Source organism: Amycolatopsis sp. NPDC004378, from assembly GCF_053602455.1.
On record NZ_JBSGDR010000004.1, the window covers coordinates 20,895 to 35,052 of the forward strand.

11 protein-coding genes are annotated in these 14,158 nt (G+C 73.3%); 9 read left to right on the plus strand and 2 right to left on the minus strand.

What is annotated here, in order from left to right; all coding sequences use genetic code 11:
* Position 1: 1 nt before the first annotated feature.
* From ACWEN0_RS15090 to ACWEN0_RS15100, 3 genes are all read left to right on the plus strand, one after another.
* Entirely contained in the window at positions 2-565 is a 564-nt protein-coding gene (locus ACWEN0_RS15090) for a DUF3000 domain-containing protein (RefSeq protein ID WP_451973377.1), read from the plus strand.
* A 770-nt stretch (positions 566-1,335) separates the two neighbouring features.
* Positions 1,336-2,052, plus strand: coding sequence for a response regulator (locus ACWEN0_RS15095; protein WP_033261886.1), 717 nt, complete (start codon positions 1,336-1,338; stop codon positions 2,050-2,052).
* Between the two features lie 98 nt (positions 2,053-2,150).
* A complete protein-coding gene (locus tag ACWEN0_RS15100) occupies positions 2,151-3,374 on the plus strand; it encodes an HRDC domain-containing protein (protein WP_451974275.1) in 1,224 nt (407 codons plus the stop codon).
* A 12-nt stretch (positions 3,375-3,386) separates the two neighbouring features.
* Here the strand turns inward: ACWEN0_RS15100 and ACWEN0_RS15105 are convergent, their stop codons facing one another.
* Together ACWEN0_RS15105 and ACWEN0_RS15110 are read right to left on the minus strand one after the other, a co-directional pair.
* Entirely contained in the window at positions 3,387-4,430 is a 1,044-nt protein-coding gene (locus ACWEN0_RS15105; protein WP_451973379.1) for a tetratricopeptide repeat protein, read from the minus strand.
* Entirely contained in the window at positions 4,427-5,092 is a 666-nt protein-coding gene (locus tag ACWEN0_RS15110; protein ID WP_451973381.1) for a TetR/AcrR family transcriptional regulator, read from the minus strand. The genes ACWEN0_RS15105 and ACWEN0_RS15110 overlap by 4 nt, the downstream gene beginning before the upstream one ends.
* A gap of 169 nt (positions 5,093-5,261) precedes the next feature.
* Here ACWEN0_RS15110 and ACWEN0_RS15115 point away from each other — a divergent pair, with 169 nt between their 5' ends.
* The 6 genes from ACWEN0_RS15115 (at position 5,262) to ACWEN0_RS15140 (ending at position 14,029) form a co-directional block, all read left to right on the plus strand.
* Positions 5,262-6,731 (plus strand): amino acid permease, encoded by a 1,470-nt coding sequence (locus ACWEN0_RS15115; protein WP_451973383.1) that lies wholly within the window; start codon positions 5,262-5,264, stop codon positions 6,729-6,731.
* 12 nt (positions 6,732-6,743) lie between these two features.
* The gene (locus ACWEN0_RS15120; RefSeq protein WP_451973385.1) at positions 6,744-7,577 is read left to right on the plus strand and encodes an urea amidolyase associated protein UAAP1; all 834 of its coding nucleotides are present in this window, start codon (positions 6,744-6,746) and stop codon (positions 7,575-7,577) included.
* Positions 7,574-8,209 carry an urea amidolyase associated protein UAAP2 gene (locus ACWEN0_RS15125; protein WP_451973387.1) on the plus strand — a complete coding sequence of 212 codons (636 nt, stop codon included), beginning with the start codon at positions 7,574-7,576 and terminating at the stop codon, positions 8,207-8,209. The genes ACWEN0_RS15120 and ACWEN0_RS15125 overlap by 4 nt, the downstream gene beginning before the upstream one ends.
* Positions 8,206-11,733, plus strand: a complete 3,528-nt coding sequence (gene uca / locus ACWEN0_RS15130; RefSeq protein ID WP_451973389.1) for an urea carboxylase — start codon at positions 8,206-8,208, stop codon at positions 11,731-11,733. The genes ACWEN0_RS15125 and uca overlap by 4 nt, the downstream gene beginning before the upstream one ends.
* Positions 11,730-13,322 (plus strand): allophanate hydrolase, encoded by a 1,593-nt coding sequence (locus ACWEN0_RS15135; RefSeq protein WP_451973391.1) that lies wholly within the window; start codon positions 11,730-11,732, stop codon positions 13,320-13,322. Before uca ends, ACWEN0_RS15135 begins: the two co-directional genes overlap by 4 nt.
* Positions 13,323-13,408: 86 nt before the next feature.
* Positions 13,409-14,029 (plus strand): DUF998 domain-containing protein, encoded by a 621-nt coding sequence (locus tag ACWEN0_RS15140; RefSeq protein WP_451973393.1) that lies wholly within the window; start codon positions 13,409-13,411, stop codon positions 14,027-14,029.
* The last annotated feature ends 129 nt before the right edge of the window (positions 14,030-14,158 follow it).

Sequence of the window (14,158 nt, forward strand, 5' to 3'; positions counted from 1 at the left end):
CGTGACCGCGATGACGCCAGTGCCCGAGCTCTTCCGCGAAGCAGTTTCGGCGCTGCAGTCCGTCCGGCCCCGCCGGGAGGTGCTGCTGGAGCCGATGCGCGCACCGCAGCGGCTCGCGCCGTGGTCGTACGCGGTCAGCTGCGAGGTCTCCGGGCCCGCGGACGTGCTGGCTTCGGGCCGGCTGGTCCTGCTGCACGACCCGGACGGCCAGGAAGGCTGGGACGGCGTCCTGCGCCTGGTCATGTACGTGCGCGCGGAGCTGGACCGCGAACTGGCGACCGACCCGTTCCTGCCGGCGGTCGGCTGGTCGTGGCTCACCGACGCCCTCGAAGTGTCCGGAGCGAGCTGGACGGCCCTGGGCGGCACGGTCACCGAGACGTCTTCGGCCCGCTTCGGCGACATCTCCGGCCCGGCGCGGACGGACGACCTGGAGCTGCGGGCGTCCTGGACCCCGACGGACGCCGGCCTGCTGCCGCACGGGCAGGCGTTCTGCCAGGTCATGGCCAGCGTCGTGGGCCTGCCGCCGGTCGGCGTGACGCTCTTCGGGCAGCGCCAGAGTTCCTGACTCCCCAGGCTGTCGTGAGTGGTCGGGGCGGTGGCGTTCGGGCGATCGTCGGCAACGAATCGGCAACGGCGGCCGACCGGCCGCGTCGCTCACCGGGCACCTTGTTGGAATGTGAGCAATTCTCACGTCCGCTGAACGCCGTCCAACCCACCGGGAACCCCCGGTCGGCCGCTGAGCGCCGCTCCACGCCCGCCGGACCGCCCGGACGACGGGCGACCCCAGCGAGCCGCCTCCGGCGTTCCTGAGGCCGTTTCACGTCCGCGAGAGTGCCCCGTTCGTGACGCAGTGCAGTCACACACCGCAACAAGATCAACTTGCCGTGACGGCTCCGGAGATCACCGCCGGACGACACGGACAGTCACGATTCCGCGCGTCCGGAGCCCGCGCGAGCACCCCGCCGCAAAGTTGATCATGCCCCGGCCGGAGCCACATTCCACCCCGCGGAGACCCCCATCCGGCCCCTCGTCACTACGCGCACCGGAAGCTGCACGGCTCATCTGCACGGCCATTTGGGCGCCGGTAACTTCTTTGCATCGTGTTCGCTGGGCTATCCGTTAGCAACCGGCCGTGTACTAGCCCGATCGTGTTACTCCGACAGCCCTGCGTGACTGTTCGTTTGAGATAGATACCCATTCGATCCCCCCGCGAAGGGCTCCGGGCGGCTACAGTGCCTTCGACGACACCACTTTCGGTCTAAAGCTGGCGCGGCTGAACGGCCGAAGGTCCCGGTGCCGGTCGGGGGGCACGACCGACTCCAGGGAGGTAGTGACGTGGCTACCGTCGGCATTTCTCAGGCCGTCCGATCCACGCCAGCCGGCGCGTTGCCGGCGAGCATGGTTCCGCACCCGCGGGAAGAGCTCTTTTCGGTATTGGTGGTCGACGACCACCCGCTGTTGAGGGAGGCAATCGCAGCAAGACTCGCACAGATGGGTGCGGGCACCGTCCACGAGGCCGCCACGGTGGCCGAGGCGAGGGCGCGAGCACAGGCCACCGGGCCTTGTGACCTGGCGATCCTCGATCTCGGGCTGCCCGACGGCAGCGGCATCGAGCTGGTTACGGAACTCCGTAGCCACGGCTGGCCGCGCGTGGTGGTCCTCGCGTCCTCGGACGATCCGTACGCGGTGCGGTCGGCCTTCCAGGCCGGCGCCCAGGCGTACCTGCTGAAGTCCGCGTCGCCGGTCGTCGTGACCGACGGCGTGCGGCGCGTGCTCGAGGGCGGCGTGTACGCCGACCCGAGCGTGGCTCCGGTGCTGGCCACCGGGACCCGCGTCGCGGGCACCGACAACACCCCGCGCGAGCTGTCCGCTCGTGAGGTGGAGGTGCTCCAGCTGGTCGCCGACGGGCAGTCCAACAAGGAGATCGGCGAGGAGCTTTCGCTCTCCGCCCTCACCGTCAAGTCCCACCTCTCCCGGATCGGGCGCAAGCTCGGCACGGGTGACCGGGCGCAGATGGTGGCGCTGGCCATGCGGGCCGGCGTGATCCGCTGACAAAGGCGAACCTCCCTGCGGGGCGGGCGGACCAGGCGCGGTACGCCCGTCCCGTAGGGTCGTCAGCTATGGGAAGTGCAGAGGCCGAGGACACCGGGATGGAGATCGAGTCCACGGGCGGCCCTGTGCTGCTACGCGAACCCGCCGAGGGCACGCCCCCGGTGGTCGCCGATCCGGTCGCGCTGGCGGAAGCCTGTGCGCGGCTGGCCGCCGGCAGCGGCGCGGTCGCCGTCGACACCGAACGCGCGTCCGGCTACCGCTACTGGCCCAAGGCCTACCTCGTGCAGCTGCGCCGCGAGGGTTCCGGCACGGTGCTGATCGACCCGATCGCGCTGGCCGACGACCTCGCCCCGCTGCGCGAAGTCCTCAACTCCCTGGAGTGGGTGCTGCACGCCGCCTCCCAGGACCTCCCCTGCCTCGCCGAGCTGGGCCTGCACCCGGCGGCGCTGTTCGACACCGAGCTGGCCGGCCGGCTGGCGGGCTACGAACGCGTCGCGCTCGGGACGCTCGTCGAGCTGCTGCTGGGCTACACCCTCGAGAAGGGGCACTCCGCGGCGGACTGGTCGAAGCGGCCGCTGCCGGTCGACTGGCTCAACTACGCGGCCCTCGACGTCGAGCTGCTCGTCCAGCTGCGCGAAAAGCTGGAAGCGGAGCTGGGCGCCCAGGGCAAGCTGGAGTGGGCGCAGCAGGAGTTCGAGAACGTCCGGCTGGCGCCGCCGCCCGCCCCGCGGGCCGAGCCGTGGCGCCGGACGTCGGGTGTGCACAAGATCCGCAGCCCCCGCGGCCTGGCGGCGGTCCGCGAGCTGTGGCAGGCCCGCGACGAGCTGGCCCGCAAACGCGACCGCGCACCGAGCCGGATCCTGCCGGACAGCGCGATCATCAACGCGGTGACGGCCGACCCGAAGACGGTCGAGGAGCTCCAGGCGCTCCCGGTGTTCAGCGGCCGGGTCCAGCGCAAGTACACGGCGAGCTGGCTCCGCCACCTCCAGGCGGCCCGGGCGCTGCCGTCTTCCGAACTGCCGGCCGCATCCCAGCCGACGGACGGCCCGCCCCCGGTGAACCGCTGGGCGGACAAGGACCCGGACGCGGCCGCCCGCCTCTCGGCGGCGCGCGCGGCCCTGACGGCGATCGCCGAGGACCGCCGGCTGCCGGTGGAGAACCTGCTGCTGCCGGACCTGGTCCGCCGCACGTGCTGGCGCCCCCCGGCGGAGACCGACGAGGACTCGGTGGCCGCGGTGCTGCGTGCCGGAGGCGCGCGGCCGTGGCAGATCGAGCTGACCGCCACGGCGTTGAGCAAGGCCCTGCAGAGCACGGCTTCCTGAACGGCCGGGCGCTCAGCCTCGCGCCGCTTCCCGGGCCGAGCCAAGCCCGGCCACCGCCTTGCGCGTCTCCGGGTGCTCCGCTCCCAGCACCTCTTCGAACCCCTCGACCGCGTATTCGTAGGCCTGCACCGCATCCGCCCACTCCCCGCGGCGGAAGTGGACCCGCGCCACCGTGGCCAGGGCGCGCACCAGCTGCGGATGCCCCGGCGGCCAAGGCGCCGACGCCAGCGCGGCCCGCGCGTAGTGGTCCGCATCCGCCGTCCGGTCGGTCTCCACCAGGGCGCGGGCGAGCAGCAGCCGGGCGTCCCACGTCGCCGGGTCCTCCGGGCCGGGGTGCGCCAGGCGGGCGGCCAGCAGCTTTTCCGCCGCCGACACCGCTTCCTCCAGCCGGCCGGAGAGCAGGAACGCGTAGGCCACCCACGCCTGTCCCGCGGATCCGGCACCGCCGTCGCCGGCCGCATCGACCAGCTCGTGCGCGGCTCTGAGCAGCGGGCCGGGCGCACCCAGCTCCGCCTGGATCGTCTTGCGGACGAAATCGGCCGGCTGCCCGTCCGGCAGCTGCCGCAGCAGCTGCTCCACCTCGTCGAACCGGCCCAGCTGCACCAGAAGCTGGGCGATCGCGATCCGGAACCCGTCGCCGAGCGTGCGGTAGACCTCGATCGCCGCCGCGTAGCGGCCCGCGCGCAGCAGGGCGGTCGCCACGCCCGCATCACAGCGGGCCACCGAGTCGTGGTCCGCGCCCCTGACGTAGACCAGGGCGGCGCGCACCTCGGCGAACAGGGCCAGCGCCTCGTCCACCCGGCCGGCCGCCGAGCAGCAGGTGGCGACGAGGTACCAGGACTCCAGCGTTGTGCCGTGCCGCGGGCCCAGCACGCGGGCCTGGTCGGCGGCGAGCTCGCGCAACCACGCCTCCGCGCCCTGGTCCCGCAACGCGGCGAGCCGGTCCCCGATCCGGCGCCGCAGGTCCAGTGCGGCCGTGCTGTTCCCGCGGCGCTGCCGTGCCAGCTTCGCGCGCAGCCGCTTGACCTCCTCGCGCAGCTGCGCCGGCGTCGTCATGCGCCGGTGAGCGTCGCCAGCAGGGTGTGGGCCTCGGCCCGCAGGCCGTCCGTCGGCTCCGGTAGCCCGACCAGCCGGACCACGCCGTCCGCGCCCTCGCGGACGTGGGCCTCCACGTCCAGCTCCGGGTCGTCGCGGCGGATCACCGCGATGCTCTCCACCAGGCCGAACACCAGGTCCGTGCGGATCGGGACCGACGACGGCTCGACGCCGGAAGCCGCCACCAGGCGGCCGTAAGCCGCCTTCAGGTCGGCGCGCTCGACGCGGAAGCGGGCCAGGTTCGGGGAGGCCACCTCCGGCAGCAGGTACAGCGCGCCCAGGTTGTGCCGCGCGCCGCCGAGGAGGCGGATGTCCGCGTACGCCAGCGCCCACAGGCGGACCGCGACCGGCGCCGATTCCGCTACCAGGCGCGCCGCCAGGGCCAGGGACGGGCGGACCGTCTCGGCCAGCAGCGCCGCGAGGATGTCTTCCTTCGCCGGGAAGTGGTAGTAGAGCGACGCCTGCCGCAGGCCCGCGCGCTCGGCGATCGCGCGGGTCGTCGTCGCCGCGTAGCCGGCTCCCGTGAACAGCTCGCCCGCCGCGTCGAGGACGGCCTGGCGCGCGTCCGGCCGGTTGGCCGCCGCGCCACTCGCTCTGGGCCTGCCGACCCCCGCTTTCACCACGGCCGTGATCTTGCCAGGTCGGCGGCCCGGGCACGTACTCCGCGGTGCGGTTACCCCCACATGTCGCCGTTGACGTCCGGTCGGCCCGGCCGTTAACGAGCTCCTAACGCGCCGGAGATCGGGCAGTCCCGGCGCGGCCCTAATTTCTGTCAAGCGACCGAAAAAAGGAGTGCGCATGCCCGACGATCTCGCCGCCTTCGGTTACCGCCAGGAGCTCCGCCGGTCGCTGGGCGGGTTCTCCGCCTTCGCCGCCGGCTTCTCGTTCGTCTCGATCCTCACGACCGTCTTCCAGCTCTTCGGCTTCGGCTACACCTTCGGCGGCCCGCTCTTCTTCTGGACGTGGCCGGCCGTCCTCGCCGGCCAGCTGCTCGTCGCCCTCACCTTCGCCGAGCTCGCCGCGCGCTACCCGCTCGCGGGATCCGTTTACCAGTGGGCGAAACAGCTCACCCGCGGCTTCCTCGGCTGGCTCGCCGGCTGGATGATGCTGCTCGGCTGCGTCGTCGCCCTGGCGGCCGCGGCGATCGCGCTGCAGGTGGTCCTGCCTTCGGTGTGGGACGGCTTCCAGCTCGTCGGCGGCGACCCGTCGGTGACGACCCCGAGCGGCGCGGCGAACGCCGTCCTCCTCGGCACGCTCCTGCTCTTCTTCACCACCGCGGTCAACGCCGGCGGGGTCCGGCTGATGGCGCGGATCAACGACGTCGGGGTCGCGGCCGAACTGCTGGGGGTCGTCGTGCTCATCACCGGGCTCGGGCTGTTCGCCGTCCGGGGCCCGCAGGTGGTGCTGCACGACGCGCCGGGCACGGGGGCCGGCGTCGGCGGCGTGCTCGCCTCGGCGCTCATGGCCGCCTACGTCCTCTACGGCTTCGACACCGCCGCGTCGGTCGCGGAGGAGACGAAGAACCCGCGGCGCACCGCTCCCCGCGCCGTGCTGCGGGCCGTGCTGGTGTCCGGGATCGGCGGGCTCGCCGTGGTCGTCACCGCGCTGATGGCCGCGCCGAGCCTGACCGACGGGCAGCTCGCCGGCCACGGCCTGCCGTACGTGATCACGGCCGTCTTCGGCGACACCCTCGGCCGCGTCTTCCTCGCCGACGTCGCGATCGCCGTCGTGGTCTGCACGCTGACCATCCAGACCGGCACCGTCCGGCTGGTCTACGCCATGGCCCGCGACGGCGCGCTCCCCGCGTCCACCCGACTTTCGTCGGTGAATCCGCGCACCGGGACGCCGGTCGCGCCCGCGCTGCTGTCCGGCGGGCTCGCGATCGCGCTGCTGCTGCTCAACGTCGGCAACCCGACCCTGTTCAGCACCGTCACCGGGACGTCCGTGGTCGTCGTCTACCTGGCGTACCTGCTGGTCACCGGCCCGTTGCTGGTGAACCGGCTCCGCGGGCGGTTCCCCGCCGAGCCCGGCCGGTTCTCCCTGGGGCGGTGGGGTGTTCCGGTGAACGGGGCAGCCGTCCTCTACGGGATCGCGATGATCGTCGACATCGCGTGGCCGCGCCCGGAGATCTACGACCTGTCCGGTTCGGGCTCCCCCTGGATGCTCCTGTTCCCGATAGAGTTCGTCGGCGGCGCACTGGTGATCGGCTGGCTCTGCTGGCTGCGGCTGCGCCCCGCTCCCGCCCTCGAACCCGCGATCTGAGAGAGGACGTCCATGAGCACCACCGCCACCACCTACGGCGCCCGCGACCACGCCCGGGCCCAGGCCGGCACCGTGGTCGAAACGATGCCGTCGATCCCGGCGAGCAGCTGGCCGTCGCCGCCGCCCGGCGTCGCGGCCGAGGCGCTCACCTGGGCCGAGACCGTGGCCGGGGGCGGCTACACGCACAAGGTCCTGGCCCGCGGCACGCGGCTGCGGCTGACCGACGTCGACGGCGACGCCTGCGCGCACCTGCTGCTGTTCAACGCGGACCAGCCGTGGGAGCGGCTCAACGTCGCCGACACCGTGAAGGTGCAGTGGAACGCCTACCTCGGCGAAAAGGTGGCGCTGCTGTCGGACCAGGCGCGGGTGCTGGCCACGATCGTCGCGGACTCCAGCGGGCACCACGACGCGCTGTGCGGGACGTCCACTGTGGACGGCAACACCGAGCGCTACGGCGACGGCGCGCCCCAGGGCCCCGCCCCCGCCGGGCTGCCGCTGTTCACCTTGGCCGCGGCCAAGAACGGCCTCGGGCCGCGGGACATCCCGCCCAGCCTGTCGTTCTTCCAGGGCGTGCGGGTCCAGCCCGAAGGCGGTCTCGAATTCACCGGCTCCGCGGGGGCCGGGAAGTCCGTCGACCTGCGGATCGAAATCCCGTCGGTCGTGCTGATCGCGAACGTGCCGCACCCGGTGGACCCGCGGCCGGGCTACACCGCGACGAACCTCGAGGTACTCGCCTGGCGCGACACACCGTCCACACCGGACAGTCCCGAATGGACGCACACACCCGAGGCGCAGCGCGCGTTCGAGAACACCGCCGACTACCTGACCGCCCGGGGGATCGCATGAGCACGGCGTACGAGTCCCGGCTGGAGCTGACCTTCGACGTCCCGGCGCGAGCGCCGTTCTCCACCCTACTCAAGCAGGGCAGCGAGCTGGCGATCATCGACCTCGGCGGCAACCAGGCCGTCGACTTCCTCTGCTACGACGCGAACGACACGGCGAAGCGCTACAGCGCCGCGGCGACGATCGCCGCGCAGGGGAACATCTTCCTCACCACCGGCAGCGTGCTGCGCACCCAGGAGGGCGCACCGCTGCTGACCGTCGTCGCCGACACCTGCGGCCGCCACGACACGCTCGGCGGCGCGTGCAGCAAGGAGTCCAACAGCCTCCGCTACGGCCAGCACACCCGCTTCCAGCACGCCTGCGTCGAGAACTTCCTCAGCGAAGGCGCGAAGTGGGGGCTGGGCAAGCGCGACCTGGTCAGCAACGTCAACTGGTACATGAACGTGCCGGTCGAGGCGGACGGCACCCTCGGCATCGTCGACGGGATCTCCGCGCCGGGCCTCGAAGTCCGGCTGCGCGCCGAGACCGACGTCCTCGTGCTCGTTTCGAACTGCCCGCAGATCAACAACCCCTGCAACGGGTTCGACCCGACGCCGGTGCGCATGGTCGTGACGTCCCCCGGAGGCGGCGAGTGAGGCTGCTCGTCGCCAACCGCGGCGAGATCGCCGTCCGGATCCTGCGCACGGCCCGGGAACTCGGGCTCGAGACCGTCGCCGTGCACTCCGACGCCGACCGTCTCGCCCCGCACGTCCGGCTCGCCGACCGGGCCGTGCGGCTCGGCCCGGCACCGGCCGCGGAAAGCTACCTGCGGGCCGACGCGATCGTGGCCGCCGCGCTCGAAACCAGCTGCGACGCCGTGCACCCCGGGTACGGGTTCCTGTCCGAGGACGCGGCGTTCGCGCGGTCCTGCGAGGACGCCGGGCTCGCGTTCGCCGGGCCGGCCCCGCAGCACCTGGAGGTGTTCGGCAGCAAGCACACCGCGCGCGAGGCGGCCGTCGCGGCGGGCGTGCCGCTGCTGACCGGCACCGGCCTCCTGTCCGATGTGGACGAAGCGCTGGCGCGGGCGGACGCCATCGGCTACCCGGTGATGCTCAAGGCGACCGGCGGCGGGGGCGGGATCGGCATGCGCGCCTGCGCGACGCCGGACGAGCTGCGCGCGGCCTGGGAATCCGTGCAGAGCATCGCGGCCAAGAGCTTCGCGAACTCCGGTGTGTTCCTCGAACGGCTGGTGCGCCACGCCCGGCACGTCGAGGTCCAGGTGTTCGGCGACGGCTTCGGCGAGGTCCTGGCGCTGGGCACGCGTGACTGTTCGCTGCAGCGGCGCAACCAGAAGGTCGTCGAGGAGTGCCCGGCGCCGGACCTGCCGGACGCGGTCCGCGGCCGGCTGGTGGACTCGGCCGTCGCGCTGTGCTCGTCGGTGCGGTACCGCTCGGCGGGCACGGTCGAGTACGTCTACGACCCCGAACGCGGCGAGGCGGCGTTCCTCGAGGTCAACACGCGGCTGCAGGTCGAGCACCCGGTCACCGAAGCCGTGTACGGCGTCGACCTGGTCGCCTGGATGCTGCGGCTCGCGCAGGGCGACCGCGCGATGTTCCGCGCGGTGCCGGTCGCGCGCGGGCACGCCGTCGAGGCGCGCGTGTACGCCGAGGACCCGAGCGCCGGGCACCGGCCGAGCGCGGGCCTCGTCACGCACGTCGCGTTCCCCGCGGACGCGCGGGTGGACACCTGGGTCGAGCCGGGCACGACCGTCACCACGCACTACGACCCGCTGCTGGCCAAGGTGATCTGCACCGGCACCGACCGCGCCGGGGCCCTGGAGAACCTGCGGGAAGCGCTCGCCGCGACCCGTGTCGACGGCGTGCGCACCAACCTCGGCCAGCTGCGCGCGGCGGCCGCCGACGCGGCGTTCGGGGCGGCCGCGCACGACACGTCCACTTTGGACGGCATCGACGATGCCGAACCGCGGATCGACGTCGTGCGCGGCGGGACGATGACGACCGTGCAGGACTGGCCGGGCCGCACCGGGTTCTGGCACGTCGGCGTCCCGCCGAGCGGCCCGATGGACGACCTTTCGCTGCGGCTGGGCAACCTCGCGCTGGGCAACCCCGAAGGCGCGCCCGGCCTCGAGTGCACTGTGGACGGGGTGACACTGCGGTTCTCGCACGCCACGCGGGTGTGCGTCACCGGTGCGCCGACCGCCGTGCTCGTCGACGGCGGCGAGGTTCCCCTGTGGACACCGGTCGAGGTGCCCGCCGGCGCGACGCTCGACGTCCGGGCGTGCACGGCCGGGTTGCGCAGCTACGTCCTGGTCCGCGGCGGGGTCGACGTGCCGCGGTTCCTCGGCAGCACGGCGACGTTCACCCTCGGCCGGTTCGGCGGGCACGGCGGCCGCGCGCTGGCCGCGGGCGACGTCCTCCACCCCGGGCCGGAACCCGCGGACCCCGTGGTCGGCCCGGTGGCCGAACGCCCGGAGTTCGCGTCCCGCTGGACGATCGGCGCCCTGGAGGGACCGCACGCGGCACCCGAGTTCTTCACGCCCGAGGACGTCGACACGTTCTACGCCACCGATTGGCAGGTGCACTTCAACTCGGCGCGCACCGGCGTCCGGCTCGTCGGGCCGCGGCCGAAGTGGGCGCGCGCGGACGGCGGCGAGGCGGGCCTGCACCCGTCGAACATCCACGACACGCCGTACGCGATCGGCGCCGTCGACTACACCGGCGACCTGCCGATCCTGCTCGGCCCGGACGGGCCCAGCCTGGGCGGGTTCGTCTGCCCGGCGACGGTCGCCACCGGCGAGCGGTGGAAGCTCGGGCAACTGCGCCCGGGCGACACCGTGCGGTTCGTGCCGATCGACACCGACCACGCGGCGGCGCTGCGGCGGCGGCCCGCTTCGGCCGTGACGTCCACCAGGGACGGCCGCCACGACGGCGGTGTCCTCGGGCGGCAGTCCTCTTCGGACGAAGAGCCGTCGGTCACCTACCGCCGCAGCGGCGACGACAACCTCCTCGTCGAGTACGGCGAGATGAAGCTCGACCTCGCTCTGCGGATGCGCGTGCACGCGCTCGCCGAGCGGCTGGCCGGAGAGGGCGTGCCGGGGATAGTCGACCTGACCCCGGGCATCCGGTCGCTGCAGGTGCACGTCGACCCGGACGCGCTGCCGGTCGGCAAGGCGCTGGGGCTCGTGCGCGAGCTGGAGCGGGACCTGCCGCCGACCGCGGACCTGGTGGTGCCGAGCCGCAGCGTCCGGCTGCCGCTGTCGTGGGACGACCCGGCGACCCGCGAGGCGATCGAGCGGTACATGACCGGCGTGCGCGACGACGCGCCGTGGTGCCCGTGGAACATCGAGTTCATCCGCCGCGTCAACGGACTGTCCAGTGTGGACGACGTCTACCGCACGGTGTTCGACGCGGAGTACCTCGTGCTCGGGCTCGGCGACGTCTACCTCGGCGCGCCGGTCGCGACCCCGCTGGACCCGCGCCACCGCCTGGTGACGACGAAGTACAACCCGGCGCGCACGTGGACCGCGGAGAACTCCGTCGGCATCGGCGGCGCGTACCTGTGCATCTACGGCATGGAAGGCCCGGGCGGCTACCAGTTCGTCGGCCGGACGGTCCAGGTGTGGAACAGCTGGCACGGCGGCGAGCAGCCGTGGAACCTCCGGTTCTTCGACCGGATCTCCTGGTACCCGGTGTCCGCGGACGAACTGCTGGAGCTGCGCGCGCAAAGCTCGTCCGGGCAGCTCGCGCTCGACACCCGCGACGGTGAGTTCAAGCTGGCCGACTACCAGAAGTTCCTGGCGGACAACGACGGCAGCATCGCCGGATTCCGGGCGACGCAGTCGGCGGCGTTCGAAGCCGAACGGCGGGCGTGGGCCGCGGCGGGCGAGTTCGACCCGAAACCGGAACCGGTGACGCGGCCGCCGAAGCGCGTCGAGGCGCCGCCGGGCGGGCACGTCGTCGAGGCGCCGTTCGCGGCGACGGTGTGGCGGGTCGACGTCGCGGCGGGCGAGCGCGTCGAAGACGCCCAGTCGCTGGTGACGCTGGAAGCGATGAAGACGGAGGCGCGGATCCCCGCGCCGGCCGGCGGTGAGGTGGTCGAAGTGCTCGTGTCCCCCGGCGACCAGGTCGCCCCCGGCACGCCCCTGGTGGTGCTCGGATGAGCCTCGTCGAGCGCGTCCGGGCCGCGTACCGCCGGATCGAGCAGGTGGACCGGCCGGAGATCTGGATCGACCTGCGGCCCGAAGCCGAGGTGCTGGCCGAAGCCGCGGCGCTGGGGGAACGCGGGCTGCCGCTGCACGGCAAGCTCGTCGCGGTCAAGGGCAACATCGACGTCGCGGGCCTGCCGACGACGGCGGGCTGCCCGGCGTACGCGTACAAGCCGGAGGCGGACGCGCCGGTCGTCGCGCGGCTGCGGGCCGCCGGGGCGCTGGTGCTCGGCACCACGAACCTGGACCAGTTCGCGACCGGGCTGGTCGGGACGCGCAGCCCGTACGGCGCGGTGCGCAACGCCGTCGACCCGGCGTACGTGTCGGGCGGGTCCAGCTCGGGCTCGGCGGTGGCCGTCGCGCTGGGCATCGTGGACCTGGCGCTGGGCACGGACACCGCGGGGTCCGGCCGGATCCCGGCGGCGTACAACGGGATCGTCGGGCTCAAGCCGACACCCGGCCTGCTGCCGACCGAGGGCGTCGTCCCGGCGTGCGCGAGCATCGACTGCGTGTCCCTGTTCGCGCGGACGGTCGAGGAGGCGTCGTTCGCCCTGACCTGCCTGGCCGAACCCGCGCAGGTCCACACGGGACGGTTCCGCCTCGGCGTGCCCGACCACCTCGGCCCCCTCGCGGACGGCTGGGCGGCGGCCTTCGCGGCCGTCGTCGAGGACTACGCCGCGGCCGGCGCCGAAGTGACCACTGTGGACATATCGGCTTTTCTCGAGGCCGCCCAACTGCTGTACGGCGGCGCGTTCGTCGCCGAGCGGTACACGGCGGTCGGCGAGTTCCTGGACGCGCACCCGGACGACTGCGACCCGGTCGTGCACGGCATCATCACCGGCGCCCGGGACATCCCGGCCCACCGGCTGTTCGCGGACCAGGCGAAGCTGACCGGACTGCGCGCCGAAGCACTGGCGACGCTGGCCGGCGTCGACGCGCTGCTGGTCCCCACGACGACCGAGCACCCCACGATCGCCGAGGTCGCCGCGGACCCGGTGGCGGTCAACGCGCGGCTGGGCCGGTTCACCAACTCGACCAACCTGTTCGGGCTGTCCGCCCTCGCCGTCCCGGCGGACCCGGTGGCCGGGCGCCCGTTCGGCGTGATGCTGGTCGGCGCCCCGCACGACGACCTGAAACTGGCGGCGCTGGCGGGCCTGCGCGGCGAGCGGGTCCCGATCGTCGTGGTCGGCGCGCACCTGCGCGGGCAGCCGCTGAACCACGAACTGACGTCGAGGGGCGGCCGGTTCGTCTCGGAGGTGTCCACTTCGGCGTCGTACCGGCTGTACGCGCTGGACACGGTCCCGCCGAAGCCGGGGCTGGTGCGCGTCCCGTCCGGCGGCGTCCCGATCGCGGCCGAGGTCTGGGAACTGCCGGCCCGCGGGTTCGGCGAGTTCGTCTCGCGGATCCCGGCGCCCCTGGCGATCGGGAAGGTGGAACTGGCGGACGGCTCGAGGGTGTCCGGGTTCCTGTGCGAACCGGCGGCGACGGAGGGCGCGGAAGACATTTCCGCCAAGGGCGGTTGGCGGGCGCACCTCGGCGGGTAACGATCAGCTGCCCGGCGCGGTAACGAGCCTTCAGCGACCGCGCCGGGCCTGCCGATGTACCCGGTAACAACTCCCCGGAGGCGGCCATGACCACGGCGACCGAAACCCCGCTCGTCCACTCCTACCTCTACCTGCGCCGGGCGATCGGGCTGATCGGCCTCGCGCTGCCGTTCGTCCTGATCTTCGGCAAGCAGCTCGTGCAGGGCGGCGACCTCATCGGGTCCCTCAGCGGCTACTACTACAGCGATCTGCGGGACGTCTTCGTCGGCGCGATGTGCGCGGCCGGGGTGTTCCTGCTCGCGTACTACGGCCACGACCGCGTCGACAACATCGCGAGCACCGTCGCCGGGCTCGGCGCGATCGGGCTCGCGCTCTTCCCGACCACGCCCGGCGGGACCGTGACGGGCTGGGACCGCACTTCGGGCGTGCTGCACCTGGTGTTCGCCGCGGTGTTCTTCCTCTCCCTCGCCTACTTCTGCCTGCGCCTGTTCCCCCACGACGGCGAGCAGCCGCCCGGCGTCGGCGTCGTCTACCGCGTCTGCGGTGTCGTGATCCTCGCCGCCCTGGTGCTCATCGCCGTGACGAGCCGGCTGCAGCTGGTGCCCGAGATGCACCCGGCCCTGTGGCTGGAGAGCGCCGCGGTGTGGGCATTCGGCGTCGCGTGGCTCGTCAAGGGCGGGACGCTCACGCCCAAGAGTGTGCCGTAGCCCACTCGACCGGGCCACACCACTGGTTACCGACGGGTAACAAGGGCTATCGTGCGGGCAGTGACAACCGGGGCTTGGCCCCGGGCCGGGGGCTCCGCCACCCGGACCCCCGAACGAACGCAGACGTCT

Excerpts from the sequence above, each read along its gene's own strand:
- ACWEN0_RS15100 (WP_451974275.1), top strand. The coding sequence starts at position 2,151 with ATGGAGATCGAGTCCACGGGCGGCCCTGTGCTGCTACGCGAACCCGCC.
- ACWEN0_RS15105 (WP_451973379.1), bottom strand. The coding sequence starts at position 4,430 with ATGACGACGCCGGCGCAGCTGCGCGAGGAGGTCAAGCGGCTGCGCGCG.
- ACWEN0_RS15120 (WP_451973385.1), top strand. The coding sequence starts at position 6,744 with ATGAGCACCACCGCCACCACCTACGGCGCCCGCGACCACGCCCGGGCC.
- ACWEN0_RS15125 (WP_451973387.1), top strand. The coding sequence starts at position 7,574 with ATGAGCACGGCGTACGAGTCCCGGCTGGAGCTGACCTTCGACGTCCCG.
- ACWEN0_RS15135 (WP_451973391.1), top strand. The coding sequence starts at position 11,730 with ATGAGCCTCGTCGAGCGCGTCCGGGCCGCGTACCGCCGGATCGAGCAG.
- ACWEN0_RS15140 (WP_451973393.1), top strand. The coding sequence starts at position 13,409 with ATGACCACGGCGACCGAAACCCCGCTCGTCCACTCCTACCTCTACCTG.